We start from the raw sequence: 22,219 nt of genomic DNA, 5'->3' as shown, positions 1-22,219 counted from the left end.
ACTTAACAGGTTGGAATAGTTAATTTTCATAGAAGGGATTGATCGACCATGACCGAACAATACCGATTGGCAACACTTGAAGATGCCGAACAATTGCAGGCTGTTACCGTTGATGCCTATGAAACGATTCGGGCCCTGAACATTCCTTTTCCAGCCGGACACGCTACACTGGAAGTTATACAGAATAATATTGTACAGCATGAATGCTATATTCTTGAAAAAGCCGGAGAAATCATTGCCACGGTTACCCTTGATCGAGCCGAAGATGTACAGCGGCAAGCCATCAGCCCCTATCCTTTCATCCGCTGGTTCGCGGTAAGTCCGGCCCATAAAAGCCAGGGCTATGGCTCTAAACTATTGGATTGGGTTGAGCAACATATCATTCTACAGAAGCTTGATGCTCCTGCCGTATTTCTGGCAACGGCGACCCGCCATCCCTGGCTTGCTCCCATGTATGAACGGCGGGGATATGAACCCTTTCATCACAAAACAGTACAGACACCTGAACGGCAGGAAGAGATTGTATTTATGGTCAAAACACTCGATCCTTCCCGTTATAAGACGCCTTCTGTTCAGACAGGCTGAACAAATAGCGGCTTGGATGAACGTAAACATACATGATATACGATATACGCGGCCTGTGTAAATGAAAACCCGCTCCGAGGAAAGATTCCTTGAGCGGGTTTTTGAATGCTAATCCTTATCGCTTTCATTTTATATAGCCCACATTATGCCTTCCCGTCGCGCGGCTGTCTGGTTAAGAGCAGCATGATAAACGAAATGATAATAATAGAGCCGGTCCACATCCAGGCCATTGTCTGATTGCCCGAATCCACAGCAACATAGATCGCAGTGGGTACGGTTTGCGTTTTGCCCGGAATATTACCTGCGATCATGAGTGTGGCGCCGAATTCCCCCAGTGCACGAGCGAAACCCAGGATGAACGCTGTCATCAACGCTCTCCCTGCAAGCGGAAGTGAGATATAACGAAATACCTGCCATTCATTCGCTCCGATGGAGCGGCCTGCATCTTCCAGATCCTTATCAATCCCGCTAAAGCCGGATTTCATCGTCTGATATACCAATGGGAAAGCCACCACCACCGAGGCAATCACGGCAGCCCACCAGGAGAAAATGACAGGTGCGGAAAAGATGGCTTCAATCCACTGTCCGAGCAGGCTCTTACGCCCCAGTAACACGAGTAAGATGAATCCGACCACGGTCGGCGGAAGCACAAGCGGAAGCATAAATGCCGTTTCCAGAAAAATTTTGCCACGGAACGAGGTACGCGACATCTTCCAGGCCACAGCGATGCCAAACACTGCTGCGATCACACTGGACAGCAACGCAACTTGAAGAGAAAGACGAACCGGTGGCCAGAATACCGCCCAGTCTATTGCGCTCACATTCATTTCGGAATGGAGAACCCGTATTTAGCAAATACATCAAGCACTTCAGGCGTTTGCAAATACGTGTAGAATTGTTCTGCTTCTGTCCGGTGCTTCGTACCTTCAATAATCCCTACTGGATAATTGGCTGGTGTATAGCTGTTCTTGTCCACTTCAAAAGCAATTTTCACCTGATCAGAAGTGAGTGCATCCGTTTTGTACACAAACCCCGCATCCGCATTGCCTGTTTCTACATATTGCAGAACCTGTCTGACATCCTTGCCCTGTACAAGCTTACCTTCCAACTGATCCCACAGTTTGGCATTGGTCAGTGCTTCCTTCGCATAGGTTCCTGCAGGCACACTTTCCGGTATACCAATCGCTACGGTCTTGATAGAATCAGCCGTCAGATCCTTTTCGCTTGTTACGGTATCTGAACGATCCGCTGGAATGATGGCTACCAATGAATTTTGGAGCAAATTCTTCTGATCACCGGATGCAATCAGCTTCTCATCCACGAGCGCGTTCATATTTTTGGTCGCAGCCGATACAAAAACATCTGCTGGCGCGCCTTGTTCAATTTGCTGTTGTAATGCACCGGATGCACCAAAGTTGAAGTTAAGCTCCACATTGGGATTCGCGGCTTCAAAGTTCGTTTCAATTTCCTTCATGGCATCCGTGAGACTGGCTGCCGCTGAGATCGTTAGCTCCACCTTTTCCTGAGGATCTGTTGCCCCAGCCGTTGAACTCTCACCTGATGTCGCTGGTGTTGTACCCGTTTGTTCCATTGCTGTGGATGTATCTTTACTGTCTGTGCTTGCACCACAACCGGCCAATACGAGAGCCATTCCAAGTGACATACTCCCCAACACATATCCAATACTCTTTTTCATCTACTTCTCCCCCGATGTTATGTTTAGTTATAACTAGATATAATTAATTATATTTCATTATACATAAGATCATTGAAATAGGAAGGTAGTCTTTGACGTGTCTGTTGATGGGCAAGCCATCGATAGCTGAATTGTGATGGGCGAGTTTATCCCCTTTGGCTGTTAATGGTATAGTACAAGAGACCCCAGCGTTTATCCGGGACGATGAGCGTTGATGAAACGAAACGTTATATGATCTGCACCTTGAAGGAGGATCTTCACTGATGACGGAGGAGCAATCCTATACCACCGAAGAAATATCCAAGCTACTCAAAATATCCAAACTAACGGTCTACGATCTGATTAAAAAGGGAGACCTCGTCGCTTATCGCGTCGGCAAACAAATGCGTGTTGACGCCACCGATCTGGAGGCTTATAAACAGCGCTCCAAGCAGCTTCAATCGCCAACGCACCGGGCCGCTGTGGATTCAGTTCCCCCTTCTGAGTCTTATTCCGGGACGGGAAGTGATCCGACCAATCATGCTGTTCATTCCGCTACAAGTGCTTCACCTCTATCCAGAGGGACATTCGCAGCTTCAAGCTCCATGACGAGCAACCCTTCGACAGCGCATTCGGCCCGTCATCTGGTCATTACAGGACAGGATGTCAGCCTCGATATTCTCATGCGATATATGGAAAAGCACACACGGGATATTCGTCCACTGCGTTCGTTCATGGGCAGTCTCGACGGCTTGATCTCCATGTACCGTGGGGAATCCGATCTGGTCAGTACCCATCTGCTGGATGGAGATACAGGAGAATATAATCTGCCCTACATTCGCAAAATCCTGATTGGCTGGTCATATGTCGTCGTGAATCTGCTAACACGGCCTGCCGGGCTGTATGTGCAACGAGGTAACCCGCGGGGCTTGCAAAACTGGACAGATCTGAAGCAGCCTGAGCTGCGATTGGCTAACCGGGAGAAAGGGTCGGGTGCACGTGTATTACTGGATGAACAATTGCGTCTGCATGGTATCCCTGCTTCCCAGCTGATTGGGTATGACGTGGAAGAAACCAGTCACATGGGTGTAGCTGCCAAGGTCAGTTCCGGTGAAGCCGATGTAGGGATCGGCAGCGAGAAGGCTGCACGACTTGTCGGTCAGGTTGATTTTATTCCACTTGTTCAGGAACGTTACGATCTGGTCATGCTGAAGAAACAAGGGAACGAAGCGTGGATCGAATCGGTACTGCGCATTCTGCAATCACCGGCATTCAGGCAGGAACTGCAATCATTTGAGGGATATGATGTATCCCGAACGGGTGAAATTTTGTATGAAGTCTAGTGCAATGGCACTTGGATTGCTCATAGGATCACTAAAAAAAACAGAAGAACCGCCGCTGAAGCTCTGACGGTGGTTCTTCTGTTTTCTCTTCATATTGTAAAGTGATATAAATGAATTCCTTATCCCTCACACTATCGTTATCTCGACTTGTCATATACGATACGAGCTACGGCATCATGTTGATGAATGGACTCTTCATTTTTGCAGTCTACCTTAAATTTATTTACCCAGTGCTTCTCATACAGATCTGCCGCCACCAGCCTGACGATATCTTCCACAAATCGCGGGTTCTCATATGCACGTTCCGTGACCCGTTTCTCATCAGGCCTTTTGAGTATGGGGTAAAGACAGCTACTTGCATTGGATTCGGCCACATTCAACAGCTCTTCCTTCCAATAGCCCGGCAGCGCTTCTCCCGGGTTGGCTTGGACCTGGATACGCAATAACCCCCGCTGGTTGTGCGCGCTAAATTCGCTGATCTCCTTTGAACATGGGCATAACGTCGTGACCTGTATATGTAAACCTGTTCTCAGAACAGGAGATTTTCCAGCTTCCCAGATGACATGAACCGTAGCCAAAGAATGATTTAGTCCAGACAAACCGGTTACGGGGGCGGTTCGTTCGTAGAACCAGGGATAGGTCACTTTCAGCTCTGCCTTCGCCTGATTCATCTGTTCGGCCATCTGCTGCGTCAGCGCAACGAGAACCGGAATCCGGTCACTTAACCCTTCACCGCGACTGTGCTGAAGCTGCTCCATCAAGCGGCTCATGTTAATGCCTTTCGATTCGCGATCCAGCGAAGTCGTCAGCCGGAACGTTCCGATGCTGGACAATCGAACGGGATCTTTGGCCGAAATGACATCCAAAGGATACTTCACCTGATCAATACCGACTTGCTGCAGCTCAAATAGAAAATCATTTTTGCTATTCTGCAAATCTTGCATCTCTTCTTTCCGTACAGGCTTATCTCCCTGTATGGGATCAACGGAGCCGAATAACCGCAAGCGCTCAGCTTTATCCGGTATGATAAAAGAATCGTTCACTACTCGGCTAATCCTGTTATTCTGTTGTACCTTTTGCATTACAAATCCTCCCTCCAGCACATATTTGCGTTAAAAACCGCGCATTCAGCGCCAGAACAGACCCGCTTCGTCCCGCTCAACCTGCTCTAGCAGATCTTCAAAATCAGGACAAGGCTCAATAACGTCTACCACATTCCAGCTACTGTGTCCGTCTTTGGCATATACCTTCCACTGATTCTCTTCCCAGTAAAATCGGGAAATATGCAGTTTTTCCCATTGATATCGTTCTTCAGCGGGCCTTTCTTCGGTCAAAATCAGTTCATTGTCATTCATCTCATACGTTAATTTCACCATGGTGCGCAGTGGTGCCGGGACCTTCTCATGGATATAACCGTTCATCACCGATTGAATTCTCCGAATGGTAAACGAGTCCAGCATGGAGATCACACCCTTTCATCAACATCGTTATGCAATCCAGTTCCATAGCCATGCCAGTACAAATGCACTGCCTAGTGACGTTACGAGCTGTTTGCCTGCCAGTTGCATGGCAAAGACTGCTCCCAACTCCTTGCGAATGGTCCACATCGTCACCAGACATGCCGTTAACGTGGAAGCCAGGTACACAAGAATAAACAGCTGCCCGCCGCTCAAGTCTTCAACGAAGGAACCCTGATCCTGATTCAGCACCAACAATCCGTCTTTTCGCAAAATGGAAAACAGAATGCCGCCTGCGGCATCGCCCGGCAGATGAAAGATTGCAAGTGTCGGCGTAAACGCCCCAGTCAGGACAGACAGCACCCCCGTCTGCTCCAGCAGCGTGGCCACCACACAAATACCGATGAAAATAGGCATCGCCTGCACGAGAAACTGTTTCATGACAGACCGAACGCGCCAGTTTACAGAGCGCCATGATGGCTTTTGCAGAAAGGTACGTTTGGCATGTAACGGGAGCTTGTCATCCAGCCGATTTCGATTCCATAGACGGGTATGAATTGCGCCCGCAAGTACCAGTACAAGCATATAAGGAAAGAACAGCCACGGTTTGCCGCCGGAACTGAATATGGATAGAGAAGCTCCAATCTGGTAGCTGCACGCTGAACCGAAGGAGATCATGGAGACACAGGACTTTCGTGTACAGGAGCTGCAAGTACGGCTCTGGAACACAGCCACGACATTACAGCCAAAACCGCTGAGAACCGGAATCAGATCCTTGCCGTTCAACCCGATTTTGCGCATCCACCCATCCAGCGAGTCGGTAATCCGGTCTTTCAGTCCGCTCTCCTCCGTCACCGCCACACTGATCCCAATCAGGAATACGACCGGAAATGCCCATATAAACGAATACAAGCCCAGACTAATCATGCCGTAATCTCCGAGCATTATCGCCTGCAGCGGGCTCCATAATCCCGCAGTCATGCGATGGAGCGGTTCAAGAATCCAGGCATCTGCGAGCGGTTGTATCCAGCCGGAGAACAGATAGGCCACATACACTGGTGCTGCAAATAATAATACCAATGCAGCCAAAGCCACAAAACGTCCCCAAACCGTATGCTCAAACATCGTAGTCTGCGGTTCGATCACAGAGGATTCAGGAGGTGATGCGAGCTCAGAATGCCTCTTCATGGATCTGGCGGCAACAATCGCACGGCATATCAGGTCTTGAGCGTTTCCATCCATTTCCCTTGTATTGAGCGGCAGAACGGAAATTCCCAGACCTTTACGGTAATAGTTAACCTGAGCAGATAATTCGGGACCACATTTGTCGGCAAACGTAAGCACCAGTACAGCATTTTTGCCTGTGACATCCAGCATGCCCAGCAGTAAAGGCAGTTCCTGCACCAAATCTGTACCGCGGACGACCAAGATCACTGTATCACCGGCTGCGAGCTGTTTTAACGTCAGCATGGTCGTTACACTATCATCCTTCATCCGGATTCCAGGTGTATCGAGCAGTTCAAGCTGGTGCGCAAGCAGCTCCGCCCTGCGGACGGTCACCGTGGAGCCCCGAACATTGGACTCCTCTCCCGTATCTCTGCCCGTAAGTCCTCGAAACAGAGCCGATTTGCCCGCGGATTCGAAGCCAACCAGCACCACTTTACGAAGTTCTTCGGGTTGCTCCACAACCGAATTCAGCATGTGCAATCTTCACCGCAGCAGGACAGATCATCCAGAAACATGCCTTCTTTGCGATAGGTTTCCAGTGGAGTCAGATCCAACCCGAGTCTCTCACCCATGGCCTGGGCCACAACTGCAAAGCGCTGTCTGAATTTATAAATGAAGCAAAATTGGAGTTGGCCATGCATGACCTGTGGTCCGGTAATAAACAGTCCGGGGGCAATCGTCGATTCATCTGCCGCTCCCAATTGCAGCTGACCTTCCTTGCTGCGCTCGACGAGATTCTCAATCAGGTGCAGACTGCTGCGGAACCCGGTCGCCAAAATAGGAGCCTGACCCGTCTTAAGTAAACGGGACTCGCCTGAATCGTTCTCGCAATAGAGAACATAACCGCCCGGTTCATCCGGTTCAATCCACTTGACCTCATAACCTTGCATCATGTGTATTCGCTTATCCATCATCGCCGCGCGCAGGCGATCCTTCGTATAGGGGCTTAGTTCCACACTGGGATCACTGCTGCCCTTGGCGAGTCCTCGTCCATTACGGTCAATTACCGTTACGTTTTTCCCCAGTTTACTCAGGTGAATGGCTGCATCCACACCGCTCTCATAGCCACCAACGATGACACATTCTTCTCCCTGAATCGCCGTCCAGCTGGAAAATAAACTGCTGTGCACACCATACTCAGCCCCAGGAAATAGGTCCAGTCTCGGATATTGAAATTCACCTGCTGCCCAGATGACATAACGTGTGCGCATTTGTCCAATGGATGCCACGACCCGGAAGCCATTCTCCTCCGGAATAACCTCCGTAACGTCTACCCCCGTTTGCACAGGCAATTTCTTGAACTGGCTTACCACCTGCAAATACTTCGCATACTCCACCCCTGTCGGATGTTCTGTTCCCAGTGTATACGCCGGAGACGTGTTCAAAGCTACAGCGTTCAGATCCATCATGCCATAGGCATTGCTGGTGAACGAAGGGGTGATCAGACGCATTTCCTCCGGCCACGCCAGAAAAGTTGCCCCCACCTCACTGCGTTCCAGCACGGTAAAACGAGACATCCCCATATCCTGCAGGACAGAGGCCATGCCGATCCCGGCTGGCCCCCCTCCAACAATTACACAATCATAATCAAATGGATCATGCATGGGTCTTACCAGCTTGACTTCGTGACACCCGGAATTTGCCCTTGATGTGCCAGCTCACGGAACACAATCCGCGATACCTTGAACTTGCGCAAATATCCTCTGGGGCGGCCTGTCAGTTCACAGCGATTTTTCAATCGGGTCGGTGAAGCATTGCGCGGCAGTTTCTGCAGCGCTTCATAATCCCCTTTTTCTTTCAGTTCCCGGCGCAGCTCCGCATATTTGGCTACGGTTGCCTGACGTTGTTTTTCACGTACCACTTTTGATTTTTTGGCCATGGTTTACAGCTCCTTTTATAAATTTATTTTTTATACGACTTCAACTGGCCAAGGCAGAGGATTGTCGAAATGCCCCCAATCGGCCTGCATTTCTTCATCACTGAGCAGGCATTGGTCGAGTTCATCTTCAATAATGGCGCGCTCCATTTCAATCCCGATCATGACCAGCTCAGTCTGACGGTCTCCCCACTGCGCATCCCATTTCTCCAGTACATCTGGCTCAGTACGCAAAATTTCTTCCTTGTCCGCTTCCGGCAACGCCGCAACCCAATGTCCGGCAGGGCCAAACTGGATCGACGATCCCGCCTGACTCAGACTTGCAGCCACATCCCCTTCTGCCGCAAGCCAGACCAGCCCTTTGGCACGCACCACTTCTTCCGGCCAGTAGCTCATGAATTCAGCCAGACGAGAAGGATGAAATGGTTTCCGACGACGATACACGAAGGAACCAATACCGTATTCCTCGGTCTCCGGTGTATGTGATTCCTTCTCCAGTTCCTGAATCCACCCGGCGGACATGCTTGCTTTCTCGAAGTTGAAGAGACCTGTATTCAAAATTTCAGACGGGTTGACCTGTCCGTTCACAGTCCGAATGATTTTGGCCTTAGGCTGAAGCTTGCGGATGACACCTTCAAGCTTGTTCAGCTCCACGTCATCGACCAGATCACATTTGTTCAGCAACAGGACATCACAAGTCTCTATCTGATCAATCAGCAGGTCCACAACATCGCGGGTATCTTCCTCACCTGTGGCCTGGTTCCGATCCAGCAGACTCTGCCCTGAGGCAAAATCATGCCAGAATCGATGGGCATCCACGACGGTTACCAGACAATCCAGCTTCGCCAGACTTGTCAGATCAATACCTGACTCCTCGTCTGCATATGTAAAGGTCTGTGCTACCGGCACAGGTTCACTGATGCCTGTGGATTCAATCAGGATATAATCAAACCTGCCTTCGTTCACCAGCTTCTCAATCTCCTGCATCAGATCATCCCGCAAGGTGCAGCAGATGCAGCCATTGGACAGCTCCACCAGCTTTTCTTCGGTGCGCGACAACGTCGCCTCACCCTTCACCAGAGCGGCATCGATGTTGACCTCACTCATGTCATTAACGATGACGGCGACCTTGAGCCCCTGCCGATTGTGCAGTACGTGATTAAGAACGGTTGTTTTACCTGAACCGAGGTAACCGCTAAGAACAGTTACCGGAACCTGCTTTTGTGTCATGTGTATCTACTCCTTATGGTTGTGGTCCATATACCTCTGACCTTAATAGTAATCATTACGATTAACAACAATGACTATAATCCTGTTGAACCATGTTGTCAAATCATTTTTGTTTTTCTCGCGCGAGGTGGCCGCTTGGGTCACGGATCGTCCTCCGATCGTTGTTGTCTCATATCTGGAATCGGCAGGCAGCATATATGACAAATAGGTCATCGTTAAAAACACCCCCGCTCTCCTTCACGGTCGATACCATATACAGCGGAAGAAAGGTCGTGGTGGCTCCAAATACGTATGAAGCAAACAGCATGACTACACTGCTGATCAGCCGTGGTCTGCTACGCCCGATGTCAGATTGATCCCGCACTCTTCGTTCATACAATATGGAGAACCACAACTACTAAATTAAAAATACGGAAACTGCAAAAAACGGCCACCTGATTGAGGTCACCGTTTTTTACGTCCATTCGCTATTGTATTAGCATATTATCTTATTCATTATTCACGTACTTACGTATTCACGTATTTAACTAGCAGTTATCAGTTACTCGCCATTTGACTGCAACTTTTGCAGTGACTCTTCAGCCAGCGCTGCCAGAAGATGTGCGCCAAGCGGCAGTGCCCGTTCGTCCACATCGAATGCAGGATGATGCCATTCGTGTGGGCCTGACGTTCCGAGGAAGAGGAACAGTCCCGGAACCTCCTTTTGGTAAAAGGAAAAATCTTCGCCAGCCGGGGAAGGTATCGGTCGGATACTGTTCAACCCCACCTCGCTCGCGACTTGCTCAGCCGCTGCAGCCAATGACGCATCATTGACCACGGCAGGTGGTCCCTGAATCCAGCGCACGGTAGCCCGTGTCCCATAGGCTGCTGCGACACCGGCAACCACCTGATTGAAACGCTCGCGAATCCGGGCACGCACCTTCTCGTCAAAGGTACGCACGGTGCCGTCCAATATGGCTTCTTCGGGAATGACGTTCCAAGCGGTGCCGCTGTTAATTTTGGTCACACTGATCACGGCGCTCTCCTGTGCTCCAACATTACGACTCACGATGGCCTGTAATGCAGTCACAATATGAGAGGCCACCACAATCGGGTCAATGCCCGCTTCCGGAACTGCCGCATGGGTTCCGACACCCTCCACTTTAACCACAAAACCATCTGCCGCTGCAAGCAGCGCTCCTTCACGGATACCTACCGTACCGACCTGCAGATCCGGTTTGTTATGCAACCCAAAAATAGATTGAACTTCGGATAGCGCTCCGCTCTGAATAACCTGCCGTGCCCCCGTCGCCTTCTCCTCCGAAGGCTGGAAAATCAAACGAATCTTGCCCGGCAGCCGGGACTCTCGCTGTTTCAACAATCGTGCAGCACCGATCAGAATGGCGGTGTGTGCATCATGACCGCAGGCGTGCATCCGGCCAGCGATTTGCGAGGCATACTCCAGCTTCGTTTCTTCCTGGATCGGCAGGGCATCAATATCTGCGCGTAAGGCCACTACCGGGCCATTACCCTGCCCAATTTCAGCGATAAGGCCCGTTCGCAGTGAATATTCATCTGCGATCCGTACCCCTTCCTCCACCAACCAGCCTCGAATAGCTTCTGTCGTTTCCCGTTCCTCTCCGGATAGCTCGGGGTTACGATGCAAATGTCGCCGAATCGCGGTTAAGTGCTCTGCAAATCCTTCATCCTGCCCAACGTAAAATTCATGCTTGCGGCTCTGTTCTTCTTGCTCTGCCTGTTGCTCAGGCTGTTTCAGATCACTGCTCACGACATTGCCTCCTTTTATCATCGTATGTGCCATGTAAGATGGGTTAATATAATACACGGGTCACTTCAACAGGTATGCTCTATACCATGTATATGCCTAACCGATCACCGCTTGCGCAGGTGTCGACTCATGCGCAAATTCGCCCAGTCCCTGCTCATCCAGCGCCTCACGCAATAATTCAAATGAACGAATACGCTTGGCAAAATCACGTGTGGCTGTGGTAACAATCAGTTCATCCACGGCAAAATCCTGCTGGAACTTCGCCAGAGTCGGACCAACCGTTTCCTTCGTACCTCTCGTCACACTTGGCTCCAGAATCTCGATCCGATACTTCTCGTTCGATTGCCGTCCGAATTCTTCCGCCTGCTCCACGGAACCAACCGTCAATACCTTGCCATTCTCCAGATGGATCTTGACCAGCATGTGTTCACTTGCCAGTCCTTCCGCTTCTTCCGCACTTTCCGCCACAATCAATGATATAGCGAGGATGGCATATGGCTCCCGTCCATGTGAGCGGTCGAATTGTTCCCTATAAGTTCGCAGAGCCTCCAGAGCAACCTCCGTATTGCTATTAATAAACAATGAAAATACATAAGGCAGTCCCAATTCTGCCGCCATGCCTGCGCTATCGATACTTGCTCCAAGCACGTATAGCTCGGCCGGGATTTCGGATACCGGCGCAGCGCTCAAGCCGGCCAAAGGATGTGTTTCGTCTTCATACGGTTCATTATGAATGAACTGCTTCACCTGATTGATTTTCTCTTTCAGTGAAGCGGCCTCCTGAATCCCTTGCTGTAGTGCCTGCGTGGAGCGGGGCAATCCTCCCGGTGCACGTCCAATACCCAGATCAATTCTCCCCGGACCAAGCGCAGAAAGCACATTGAAGTTCTCGGCCACTTTGTAAGGACTATAATGTTGCAGCATCACCCCGCCAGAACCGAGACGAATCCGCTCTGTATGCGCCAGCAAGTGAGAAATGAGCACTTCCGGTGAGGAGCCGGCAACATGACCTGAATCATGATGTTCCGATACCCAGAAACGATGAAATCCAAGCTGTTCAGCCCGCTGTACCAATTCAATCGTATGCCGAAAAGCATCAATCGGCGTCTCCCCTTCATAGATCGGGGTTTGATCTAATATGCCAACACGAATACCCATCATATTCTCCTCCTTCGATCATGCCGAACCTGACTTTTTAAAATCCGTTCTTACTTCCGTTAATAAGTCTCTATAGCTGCCGCAGCAGTTCCCCGAAAGGCTCTGCAAAAGGCGAATGTTCTTCTTTTAACGTAACGACGCTGATCTGCAATGATACACCTGCAACCTCATGTACCTGAATAGGAAACAGCTCCTGATCCTGCACTTCCTTTTGCACTGTCAGACCTGGGAGAAACGCAATACCTGCTCCTTGCTTCACCAGCTTCTTCGCCGTTTCCGAATTATCAACGTGATATGTAATATCCGGCGGGTGCTCCAGCGAGTCAAAGGCCCGGTGAATGCGCAGCCAGTCCAATGAACCACATTCAAAAAAGACCAGCTGCTCATTCCTGATCGCCTCCATGCTGACATGCCCGCGTTCAATAAATGGATGGCCTTTGTACACGTATAACTGGATTGGATCTTCATAAAAAGCAACCGTACGGATCGCAGGATGCATGACCTTCCGCACAAAAGCAAGATCGATTTCCTGACCCAGCAGCTTGGCGACGAGTTGGTCCGTCGTCGCTGTAGTCAGTTTGATGTTCACCTCAGGGTAAGCTTCCTTGATTTTGGGCAGAAAGTCGGGAATGACATAGTTAGATACGGATACCGTACTGCCGAGTCGAAGTGCATCGGGCGTCGTACGGCGTTGCTGTATTTTCTGTCTGCCCTTCTGAATCACTTGCAGCACCTGCTGGGCGTAGGGAAGGAACTTTCTCCCCTCTTCCGTGAGCACAATCTGTTTGCCAAGACGGTCAAACAATTTGCAGCCGAGTTCACGTTCAAGGGACTGAATACGAGCGGTGACAGAAGGTTGGGACAAAAAGAGTACCTCGGCAGCCTTATTGAAGCTTCCGTAATGATTGATGTATACAAATGCTTCAATGTTCTCAATATTCATAAGCGCCCCCCGAATCCACGTCCGCAGACGTTATCTATATCTATTTATCCAATGAATTTACTTGGTTTTATGATATCGTAATACCATTCTTTTCCAGAGTCAATATCAATTCTTCCAGGGAACGATTTAATCTTGTAGTAATGTCCGCCGAAAGCACATATTTCCCGTCATCAAGCCGATCAATTCCCTGATCAACTGCGTATACTCCGCCGAGAATATGTCTTCCACCAAGTGCTGCCAGAACAGGCTTCAATGCATAATCGATGGCGAGAAGATGGGCAATCGAGCCGCCGATGACTAATGGAAGAGCAAGCTTGCCCCGCAGTCCGTCCTGAGGGATCAGATCCAGGAACAGCTTCAGCACACCTGAGTATGATGCTTTGTATACCGGTGTTGCCACGATGACTGCATCCGCTGCTTCAACAACAGCGAGCGCATCACGAATGAAAGAGCTATCAAACTTGGCCTGCACTAGATCTTCCGCTGGCAGGTCTGCTACATGAATCACCTCAACGGTAATGCCTGCCTCTTTTAATTTATTGCTGCTGTAATCCGTAAGGCCTGTCAGACGCGAACGTTTGGAAGGCGATCCGGCAATAATAACGACATGTGACATCATGATTCCTCCTTGGAATAGCGGTCAAGCCGCTCCATTTACTTTGGGGTCCAACCGATCGCGAATATCGTCTCCAATCAGATTAACCGCCAGCACAAACATGGTAATTGCAAGTCCCGGGAAGGTACAGATCCACCAGGCAACCGTCAGATAACCTCTCCCTTGCGAGAGCAACGCTCCCCAATCCGGAATTTCCTTCAACACACCAAGTCCAAGAAAGCTGAGCCCGGAGCCTGTCAGAATGGAGGTACCCACGCCCAGCGTCGCCATAACCAGCAAAGGTGACAACGAATGAGGCAGTACATGCTTCCAGAAAATACGGGCATTGGAGCCCCCAAGTGAACGTGTAGCTGTAATAAAAGGCAAACCTTTAACGGACATGACCTGCCCACGCATCACCCGTGCATATCCTGGAATGGAGGATACCGCAACAGCCAGTGCAATGTTAAGCAGTCCAGGTCCCAACGCTGCCGCAACGGATAATGCCAGTAACACGCCTGGAACAGCCATCAGAATATCGACGGCACGCATGGTGATTGTGTCCAAAACACCTCCTGCATAGCCGGCAATAATGCCAAGAGCACTGCCCACAAGACCACCCACCAGCACCGAGGCAAATCCAATCAGCAGTGAATCCCTGCTGCCATGCACAACCACACTGAAGATATCCCTGCCAAAATAATCGGTCCCAAACAGGTGCGCAGCAGAGGGAGCCTGCAGGATGGCATCCGTCATCATCTGAGTTGGATCATAAGGTGCAATCCATCCCGGCACGATTGCACAAGTGACGGTAAACACCACGACCAGCAAAGCTGCATAAAAGAATAAACGGGATACCGTGAATGAGACGCGTTGACGCAGGGGACGGCGACTCCAGAGGCGTAAACGCCCTGTTCTGGCCGTCCAACCTTTTTCGTCACCCACCAATGGTTTCATGCTCATAAGACTCCTCCTTCCTCACTACGCGTTCAGATGTTTCAGACTGTTCCATCCGTCCTCACGTTCGGACTGCACGCCTAACTCTGGGATCAATGTACGCATAAGAGATATCCACCAGTAAATTCAACACGACATAGATAATTGCTGTGAAAAAGACTACGCCCTGCACAACAGGCAGGTCTTTGGCCATCAACGCATCCGCGATGATTCTGCCTATGCCCTGTCTGGAGAAGACCGTCTCCACCACGACGGTTCCTGCAAGCAAATCACCAATCAACATGCCGATGACCGTCACCGCAGGAATCAGTGCATTACGCAGTGCATGACCGTACATGATGGTTCGCTGTGAAAGACCTTTTGCTCGCAATGCTACGATAAACGGCTCGTTCACCACTTCCAGCATGCTGTTACGCACCATACGTACGATGAAACCCGCACCGACGAGGCCTAGTGTTGCAGCAGGAAGCACCAATGAACTGAATCCGTCGGAGCCCATCGCCGGGAACCAGCCGAGCTGAACCGAGAACAACAGGATCAACAGAATGCCGGTCCAGAAGGTGGGCATGGAGATGCCAAACAATCCAACGAGCCGGGCGATGAAATCAATCACGCCATTACGATGAATGGCAGACAATACGCCGAGCGTAATACCAATGGTTATCGCTATGATTGAGCTGAGCGCGGTCAGCGCCAGTGTGGCAGGGAAATGTTCCAATATTTTGGGCAGCACCGGGTCGGAATTGATCATTGATTTGCCGAAATCGCCGCGCAGCATGTCTCCGAAATAGTTGGCAAACTGGATGTAAAACGGCTGATCCAGACCCAGCTGAACCCGCAGATTCTGAATCATCTCGGGTGTTGCCGATGACGGGTCCAGCATAAGCAGGACCGGATCACCCGGCAGCAGATACATGATGCAGTACACCAACACCGAAGCTCCCAAAATAACCAGAAGCGATGTAGCAAGTCTTGTCAGTATCGTTTGAACCATACCGGGTCGTCTCCTTCCTGTCTGCATAATTGACGTTTCGTATTATGGCTGAATCCGAACATCGTTGAACAACGGATAACCGAGTGAATCAAACTTGATGCCCTGCACCGACTTGGATGCAGCCACCGTATAAGGGAACACATAGATTGGCAAAATTACAGCCTGCTCGATCAGATATTGTTGAATCTGATTATAGATATCCACGCGTTTATCCGGATCAGTCTCCACCGCTCCCTGTTCCAGCAGTTTATCGATCTTCGGATCAGATAAACCGGATAAAGTCGGACGTTCACCTTCTGCACTCGTATGATAGAAGGCATAGAGCGCATTCGGATCAGAATTGACCTGGCTGTTGCCATAGAGATCATAATCCCAGTTCTGATAAATGACCGTAGCAACGTCCTTCGTAATTTCAACCTCAACAGCTATACCCACCTGCTTGAGTTGCTGCTGAATAATCGCTGCAATGTCGTTACGCTTCTCCCGGTTCGGCGAACCGTCCACATAATGCAGGGTCAGCTTCTTACCATCTTTTTCACGAATGCCATCTGCTCCCTTGACCCAACCTTGCTCATCAAGCAGCTGATTGGCCTTGTTGATATCCGGATTGATACTTCCTTCCAGAGAAGTATCATAACCGAGGATTCCCGGAGACAGTGCAGACCACGCGCGTTCGTAGTTGCCCAGATACAGTGTCTTCACGATGGACTCCACATCAACTGCAGATTGCACCGCCTGTCTGACTTTCACATCATCCCAAGGCGCTTTGCGCAGATTGAAGAAGAGAGTATACGGCAAACCAACGGTATTGGCTTGAAGCAATTGCTGGTTCGGATCGTTCTTCAGGGCAGCAATATTTTGCGGCGGAACAGTCTCCGCTGCGAGTACTTGCTTACTCTGAACACTGCCGATACGCGTTGCTTCTTCCGGTACAATTTTGAACGTAATCGTATCAATATGCGGGGCACCTTCGTTTTCAACAGTTGCGGGAGCCCAGTTGTAATCCTTGTTTTTGGCGACAACGATATCCGCATTTTCATCCCATTTCACAAAGGTATACGGACCGGTCCCCACAGGATTTTTACCCAGTTGATCCCCATATTTCTTGGCGGCTGTAGGTGATACGATTCCTAGCAAGGCCTGACTCAAGTTACCGAGAAAAGCTTGCGAAGGTTGTTCCAGATTCACCTTAATGGTGTATTCATCAATGACCTCCGAGGAGCTATAAGGTCTAATCAGGGCAAGGGAATTGGCGGCTTTGGTAGCCGGATCGATTACCCGATCCAGATTGAACTTCACGGCTTCCGCGTTAAATGGTGTGCCATCATGGAACTTCACATCTTCACGCAGCTTAAACGTATAACTTTTGCCATCCTCCGATACACTCCACTCCTTGGCGAGCCAAGGTTTAATGGAACCATCCGGCAGCTGTACCACCAGATTGTCATAGATCGTTCGGATCGCACGTACGGTTACTGCAAGGCCACTTCGATGTGGGTCCAGCGTATCCGGCGATGTGGCGAGTGCGTAGGTTAGATTCCCACCTTCTGCTTGCCCAGCCGCCTGCTCCCCACCGGAAGCCTGAACTGCACTGTTCGAGTTACCTGCCGCTCCGCAACCGGATAATACCAGTACCAATACTGCCGCCAATGCCATATATTTCATCCATGAGATAGACCTGTTCATATAGCTTCCCCCTCTGTGTATACAGGTGTCATTGATTCATTGAATTAATGATTTAATGAATTATAGGTTTTTATCAACATAACCTATCCGTTAACTTGGTTTTGCAGCATCATTCGGCACTTTCCGCATATGCAATCCGAATAGTTCACCCGGATCCCTCATTCCTTGGCTGTGCCGAATTTCAGCTTCCCAGTTTCTTAAGCCTCGGTTCCAACTTGCTCCCGGGCAGCCGTGTAACGATTCACCGGAATTTGCACACCGAGATTGCCACGCAATGTGTCATGCTCATATTCGGTGCGATAGATGCCACGCTCTTGCAGAATCGGAACAACCAGTTCCACAAAATCGGCCAATCCACTTGGCAGTTCGGAATGAATAATGAATCCATCCGCCGCTTCGGCTTCGAACCATTCCTGGATCTTGTCAGCCACCTGCTCCGGTGTACCAAGGAATTTGCTCTTCGGTGTTGCTGCCCGCAGGGCTACTTCACGCAGCGTCAATCCTTGCTCTTTGGCATCCCGCTTGATTTTGTCCGTACCACTACGGAAGCTGTTGCTACCGATGCCATTCAATTCAGGGAATGGTTCATCCAGCGGATACTGGGAGAAGTCATGATGCTCGAAGAAACGTCCCAGGTAATCCAGCGCTTTATCGATAGTGACCAGGCTGGCAATCTCCTGATATTTCTGTTCTGCTTCTTCTTCTGTCCGTCCGATAATTGGATTGATCCCTGGCAAAATGACGATATCCTGTGTGGAACGTCCATAGGTTGTTGCGCGGGATTTGACATCTTTGTAGAAGGCCTGTGCATCCTCAATTGAATCATGTCCTGTGAAAACAGCATCCGCTTCTTTAGCAGCAAGGGTCTTGCCATCTTCTGAAGAACCTGCCTGGAAAATAACCGGCTGCCCCTGCTTTGAACGTGCAATGTTAAGTGGACCCTGTACGGAGAAGAACTCTCCTTCATGATTGAGTGTGTGCAGCTTGGATGGATCGAAGAAAACGCCGCTTTCTTTGTCTCTTACAAAAGCATCGTCTTCCCACGAATCCCATAAGCCCTTGGTCACCTGCAAATATTCCGTTGCAATCCGGTAACGTTCCGGGTGGGTAGGATGGTTGCTTTTACTGTAGTTTTTGGCTGAGCCTTCAAGCGGGGATGTAACCACGTTCCAACCAGCGCGGCCATTACTGATCAGATCAAGGGAACCGAACTGTCTGGCAACTGTGAATGGATCACTATAGGAGGTGGAAAGTGTTCCAACCAGACCGATTCGTGACGTAATGGCGGCCAGGGCGGACAACAAACTGATTGGCTCAAATCGATTCAAGAAGTGAGGTATGGATTTCTCGGTAATATAAAGACCGTCAGCGATAAAAACGAGATCGAATTTGCCTTCTTCTGCCTTCAACGTTTGGCGTTTGTAAAATTCAAAATTCACACTGGCATCCGATTGAATCTCCGGGTGTCTCCAAGTCGTCATGCTACCTCCGACACCGTGGACAATCGCTCCAAATTTCAAACTGCGCTGAGCCGTCATATTACATTCCGCCTTCCTTGGATTAGGATATATCAAGAAATTTCTAAAGTCCGATCTGATATGGATTACGAATGAAGAAAATTCAAAAGTTAACTATTCCTATGAGTTTGGTCAGCTTTAATTTCACAAATCTTATCACTGCCCCGCACATCGGTCAACAGCGTTGCTTATAGAACTTTTCTATATAAGGATTGGATATCTGAATAAGAGGATGGATTAGAGCTTATAAAAGTCCCCGACTGCTGCACACTGATATGTCAGCCTTTAGCAGCCGGAAACTGCTTTATCAAGAGATCTGCCACGTCCGGTCAGACTGCTGCTTCATCAGGCTGGGCGAGAAGTTCCGCCAGTTTCTCCAGATCGGGCTCCAGCAATGCTTCATACTTGCCGTCTCCACCCACCTCAATGACAGGTACATGTCGAATGCCATATTTGGCTTCAAGCACGTCCCTCAGCACATCGTTCCCTTGCACTTCGATGTTCTCAAAAGGCTGGTTGCGGGCCGTTAGGAATGCCTTAACCTCTCCGCAGAAATGACAGCCTGTTTTGCTCCAGAGCACTACTTTTTTCGATGTAGAAGACATCGGCATACCTCCTGATTGATTCATTGTCAGATCAGGATGGATTACCACCCAGACCATTAATTCCTATCTGTTAAATAAGAATTATGGCTATAAATGTACTCCTCACCTCTTCAAGCGTCAATGGATCTTCCAATAGAATAAACCTATAAGAGGATAGAAAGATTAAATTTTAAATTTGAAAAGAGCTCTGCAAGAGCTCCCATTATCCCTTGAACGCATCCCTAACCATGTTGAAAATGTTCGGATGACGCTCTTGGAGTTTATACAAAATGCTCGTGGAAAAGTAATTTGCTAATCTCTCTATCGTTTCATTTCGTGATTCGTGATATATGTATAGTTCGGATGCGGACAGATGTATAGCGATACGCTTTACATCACATTCCGCATCATGCTGTCGTGCCGATATACAAGGCAGCCGAACCCGGTCATTACAAATCTTCGTTCAAGAGCTGGGGAGGAGCTATAATGGGCCAGCCTTCTTCGATCGTACGCAATTGGTTCGCAGATACATGAACGATATGCCCGAATTGCACTCCCCACCGTTCCGCAGCATAAGGGGTTGCAAACCTCCTGCGTTTATTGCCACTAATCTGGTACCATGTATCCCTTTCATTCGTCGCGGCAACAATCATGCCTTCCTCCAGCGCATCCCGGTTGCTCTGAACGGATTGAGCATGAACATGACTTCTTTCCAGGGGCCAGCCCTGTACCTCACCCGCAGATACCAGCGGCTCACCTGCGGGTACGCCGAGCAGATCCGGTTTTGCAACCAAAACAGGAGAAATGCCGCGTGGAACCGGGATATTCAGCTTACGTCGCTGTCCACGCATCAGTCGATAAACATCGCCCTTGATATCAGAGATGAAACAACCCTCCGGGTAAAAGTCCGTACTCCGTCTCAGCTTATGAGTTACATCGCTGCTGCCCTTAGTGGAAATGCGCTGTCGCAGGTCAGGGGTGTCTGTCTTGCCCAGGGGTGTCTTGTTCTCCTGCTGACTGGTCGACACCTTGGCACGCAACGAGAGCCGGGAAGTATCGGCAACCAACGCATGGGGATCTCCCCATTTTTGAGTATAAAACTGTTCATTATCCTTATTTACGACTTCATAATCCTGTTCTCCCAGCGCCTTCATGCTTACACTTCCGTAGTGATGTATGAAGGCATCTCCGGCTACCCCCAGCCTGTATCCCGCCAGCTTCGCCCGAATGATCCAGTCGTCATCTTCAAAATTGCCCACGGCGTAACCTTCATCAAGATAACCTACCCGCTCCAGCAATTCCCGTGAGAAAAGCCAGCAAAATCCGACCAGCCTGTCGGTCTCCCGATGTTTCGTGGCATCCGGGCGATTATGTCGGGCAGCAAAAGACCACATGTCCTCCACATCACTGTACGGGACTTCAATCTGCTGATCTCCGCCGATGTAATTTGTAACCGGACCCACAACTCCCATCTCGGGATGACTGTCAAGACAGGTCATCATGTTTTCCAACCAGCCCGGGGTGACCAGTGTATCGTTGTTTAGCACGACGATATGTCGCCCCCTCGCCATCATCAGTCCATGATTGACACCGCCGGCAAAACCACGATTCTTATCCAGCGCAGCGACCCTTACCATGCCACCTTTGCGAAGCATGGCTTCAGCCGTGCCATCCTTGGATGCGTTATCCACAACAATAATTTCAAAGGGGGCCGGTGTATGCTTTTCAATACTGGACACACATTGCAAGACATATTCGCGCTGGTTATACGTCGGAATAATAATGCTTACGCCTTCGAATACCAGCCCGAATGAGCTTTCCCCCTGTCGTACGCCCTCATCATAGCCTCTATGGTAGCCCTGCTTATACAGTTTTGCGTTCTTGGCTGCCCGTTTGCCTGAGCCTTGGCGTCTAATCTTCCCTCCACTCCGGCTTCGAGCTGCATGCAAAACAACGGTTTCGGATGATGATGCTTTCCGCTGTTTTGAACGTCTGCCTGATGTGCTCATGTTGCTTCCTCCATTTCCCCTCATCCAAATGCGCGTTACGATGAACGTCGCACCAGATCGTCCATTAGAGATGAAGCTCTCCTGTAACCAATTTGTCAGCCAAATGTCCAAAATCTATGGCAACCCGCCCCAGTTCACCAGCGATTCGGCGGCACAGAATGACGGCCGGAATTCCCGCTGCTACCAGAGCGATATCGAACGAATGCTCCGCAGTCTGCTGCATCACTCTCGGGATATCCACAACACCATCCACTGTTCCTATAATGCCTGTCACTTGCACCCCGTGGCCGTTCAACAACGCCCCGAGCTCTGCAGCTTGGCTTCCAATCAGCAGCACCCGGCGCCCCTGTACCACAGGCAACAACAGACCCGAATGATGCAGGCTGTAGTTAATCGTGGAACTGGTCAGATTCAGACGGGACCAGTCAATGCCGAAATGGCGCAATACTGGAAATAAAAGTCCCTGAAAAGTAGGCGCACGCGAGATGGGGACACCGATCCAATCCGCGCCGCGAATGGCTTCCGCGAGCTCAGCGCGGATGTCTGGGGTGGAGCGTGGCACCCCTGCATAAGGCAGAAACGGTGCCAGCTCCTGCACTTGTTCGCCTGGCAGCA

23 protein-coding genes are annotated in these 22,219 nt (G+C 50.0%); 3 read left to right on the top strand and 20 right to left on the bottom strand.

Translation table 11 applies throughout. The features are described from left to right. Positions 1 to 48: 48 nt before the first annotated feature. Entirely contained in the window at positions 49 to 585 is a 537-nt protein-coding gene (locus tag A6049_RS21730; RefSeq protein WP_063566658.1) for a GNAT family N-acetyltransferase, read from the top strand. A 143-nt stretch (positions 586 to 728) separates the two neighbouring features. On the opposite strand, the gene modB is transcribed toward A6049_RS21730, so the two are convergent. Further along, positions 729 to 1,412, bottom strand: a complete 684-nt coding sequence (gene modB / locus A6049_RS21725; RefSeq protein ID WP_170867947.1) for a molybdate ABC transporter permease subunit — start codon at positions 1,410 to 1,412, stop codon at positions 729 to 731. After that, positions 1,409 to 2,281 carry a molybdate ABC transporter substrate-binding protein gene (gene modA / locus A6049_RS21720; RefSeq protein ID WP_063566657.1) on the bottom strand — a complete coding sequence of 291 codons (873 nt, stop codon included), beginning with the start codon at positions 2,279 to 2,281 and terminating at the stop codon, positions 1,409 to 1,411. Before modA ends, modB begins: the two co-directional genes overlap by 4 nt. A gap of 263 nt (positions 2,282 to 2,544) precedes the next feature. On the opposite strand from modA, the gene A6049_RS21715 reads away from it, so the two are divergent. Next, positions 2,545 to 3,603, top strand: coding sequence for a substrate-binding domain-containing protein (locus A6049_RS21715; protein ID WP_063566656.1), 1,059 nt, complete (start codon positions 2,545 to 2,547; stop codon positions 3,601 to 3,603). Between the two features lie 137 nt (positions 3,604 to 3,740). Here the strand turns inward: A6049_RS21715 and folE2 are convergent, their stop codons facing one another. The 7 genes from folE2 to A6049_RS33370 are packed head-to-tail and all read right to left on the bottom strand — an operon-like array spanning position 3,741 to position 9,606. Continuing rightward, positions 3,741 to 4,685: a GTP cyclohydrolase FolE2 gene (gene folE2 / locus A6049_RS21710; RefSeq protein ID WP_063566655.1), complete on the bottom strand. Its 945-nt coding sequence runs from the start codon at positions 4,683 to 4,685 to the stop codon at positions 3,741 to 3,743. A 45-nt stretch (positions 4,686 to 4,730) separates the two neighbouring features. Then, positions 4,731 to 5,063, bottom strand: a complete 333-nt coding sequence (locus tag A6049_RS21705) for a DUF3024 domain-containing protein (RefSeq protein WP_063566654.1) — start codon at positions 5,061 to 5,063, stop codon at positions 4,731 to 4,733. A gap of 27 nt (positions 5,064 to 5,090) precedes the next feature. Then, entirely contained in the window at positions 5,091 to 6,761 is a 1,671-nt protein-coding gene (locus tag A6049_RS21700; RefSeq protein WP_063566653.1) for a nucleoside recognition domain-containing protein, read from the bottom strand. Next, the gene (locus A6049_RS21695; protein ID WP_063566652.1) at positions 6,755 to 7,891 is read right to left on the bottom strand and encodes an NAD(P)/FAD-dependent oxidoreductase; all 1,137 of its coding nucleotides are present in this window, start codon (positions 7,889 to 7,891) and stop codon (positions 6,755 to 6,757) included. The genes A6049_RS21700 and A6049_RS21695 overlap by 7 nt, the downstream gene beginning before the upstream one ends. Before the next feature lie 5 nt (positions 7,892 to 7,896). Then, positions 7,897 to 8,166: a 30S ribosomal protein S14 gene (rpsN, locus tag A6049_RS21690; protein ID WP_063566651.1), complete on the bottom strand. Its 270-nt coding sequence runs from the start codon at positions 8,164 to 8,166 to the stop codon at positions 7,897 to 7,899. A 30-nt stretch (positions 8,167 to 8,196) separates the two neighbouring features. Continuing rightward, positions 8,197 to 9,393, bottom strand: a complete 1,197-nt coding sequence (locus A6049_RS21685) for a GTP-binding protein (protein ID WP_063566650.1) — start codon at positions 9,391 to 9,393, stop codon at positions 8,197 to 8,199. Between the two features lie 42 nt (positions 9,394 to 9,435). Next, entirely contained in the window at positions 9,436 to 9,606 is a 171-nt protein-coding gene (locus A6049_RS33370; protein ID WP_161490626.1) for a hypothetical protein, read from the bottom strand. Here A6049_RS33370 and A6049_RS33365 point away from each other — a divergent pair. After that, positions 9,591 to 9,749, top strand: coding sequence for a hypothetical protein (locus tag A6049_RS33365; RefSeq protein ID WP_161490625.1), 159 nt, complete (start codon positions 9,591 to 9,593; stop codon positions 9,747 to 9,749). The genes A6049_RS33370 and A6049_RS33365 overlap by 16 nt on opposite strands. A gap of 185 nt (positions 9,750 to 9,934) precedes the next feature. Here the strand turns inward: A6049_RS33365 and A6049_RS21675 are convergent, their stop codons facing one another. The 11 genes from A6049_RS21675 to A6049_RS33360 all read right to left on the bottom strand — a co-directional run. Next, a complete protein-coding gene (locus tag A6049_RS21675) occupies positions 9,935 to 11,050 on the bottom strand; it encodes an amidohydrolase (protein WP_063566729.1) in 1,116 nt (371 codons plus the stop codon). Between the two features lie 207 nt (positions 11,051 to 11,257). Continuing rightward, on the bottom strand, positions 11,258 to 12,319 hold the full coding sequence (locus tag A6049_RS21670) for an LLM class flavin-dependent oxidoreductase (protein ID WP_063566648.1): 1,062 nt from the start codon (positions 12,317 to 12,319) through the stop codon (positions 11,258 to 11,260). A gap of 70 nt (positions 12,320 to 12,389) precedes the next feature. Continuing rightward, complete coding sequence (locus A6049_RS21665) at positions 12,390 to 13,262, bottom strand: LysR family transcriptional regulator (RefSeq protein ID WP_063566647.1); 873 nt, start codon at positions 13,260 to 13,262, stop codon at positions 12,390 to 12,392. 67 nt (positions 13,263 to 13,329) lie between these two features. Further along, positions 13,330 to 13,878, bottom strand: coding sequence for an NADPH-dependent FMN reductase (gene ssuE / locus A6049_RS21660; protein ID WP_063566646.1), 549 nt, complete (start codon positions 13,876 to 13,878; stop codon positions 13,330 to 13,332). Positions 13,879 to 13,902: 24 nt separating this feature from the next. Then, a complete protein-coding gene (locus A6049_RS21655; protein WP_170867948.1) occupies positions 13,903 to 14,820 on the bottom strand; it encodes an ABC transporter permease in 918 nt (305 codons plus the stop codon). Between the two features lie 55 nt (positions 14,821 to 14,875). Continuing rightward, positions 14,876 to 15,808: an ABC transporter permease gene (locus A6049_RS21650; RefSeq protein WP_062324145.1), complete on the bottom strand. Its 933-nt coding sequence runs from the start codon at positions 15,806 to 15,808 to the stop codon at positions 14,876 to 14,878. A gap of 42 nt (positions 15,809 to 15,850) precedes the next feature. Further along, positions 15,851 to 17,494 carry an ABC transporter substrate-binding protein gene (locus A6049_RS21645; RefSeq protein WP_063566645.1) on the bottom strand — a complete coding sequence of 548 codons (1,644 nt, stop codon included), beginning with the start codon at positions 17,492 to 17,494 and terminating at the stop codon, positions 15,851 to 15,853. 197 nt (positions 17,495 to 17,691) lie between these two features. After that, the gene (locus A6049_RS21640) at positions 17,692 to 19,032 is read right to left on the bottom strand and encodes an LLM class flavin-dependent oxidoreductase (protein ID WP_063566644.1); all 1,341 of its coding nucleotides are present in this window, start codon (positions 19,030 to 19,032) and stop codon (positions 17,692 to 17,694) included. Positions 19,033 to 19,340: 308 nt separating this feature from the next. Next, a complete protein-coding gene (locus tag A6049_RS21635; protein ID WP_063566643.1) occupies positions 19,341 to 19,616 on the bottom strand; it encodes a glutaredoxin family protein in 276 nt (91 codons plus the stop codon). A 428-nt stretch (positions 19,617 to 20,044) separates the two neighbouring features. Next, positions 20,045 to 21,604 carry a glycosyltransferase family 2 protein gene (locus tag A6049_RS21630; protein WP_161490624.1) on the bottom strand — a complete coding sequence of 520 codons (1,560 nt, stop codon included), beginning with the start codon at positions 21,602 to 21,604 and terminating at the stop codon, positions 20,045 to 20,047. 64 nt (positions 21,605 to 21,668) lie between these two features. Beyond that, positions 21,669 to 22,219: GT-D fold domain-containing protein (locus A6049_RS33360; RefSeq protein WP_240321511.1), on the bottom strand; the 551-nt coding region annotated here is incomplete at its 5' end.

This window comes from Paenibacillus sp. O199 (genome assembly GCF_001636635.1).
GTDB lineage: Bacteria > Bacillota > Bacilli > Paenibacillales > Paenibacillaceae > Paenibacillus > Paenibacillus marchantiae.
Note: the sequence above shows the minus strand (reverse complement) of the source record. Positions and strands in the feature narration are given on the sequence as shown.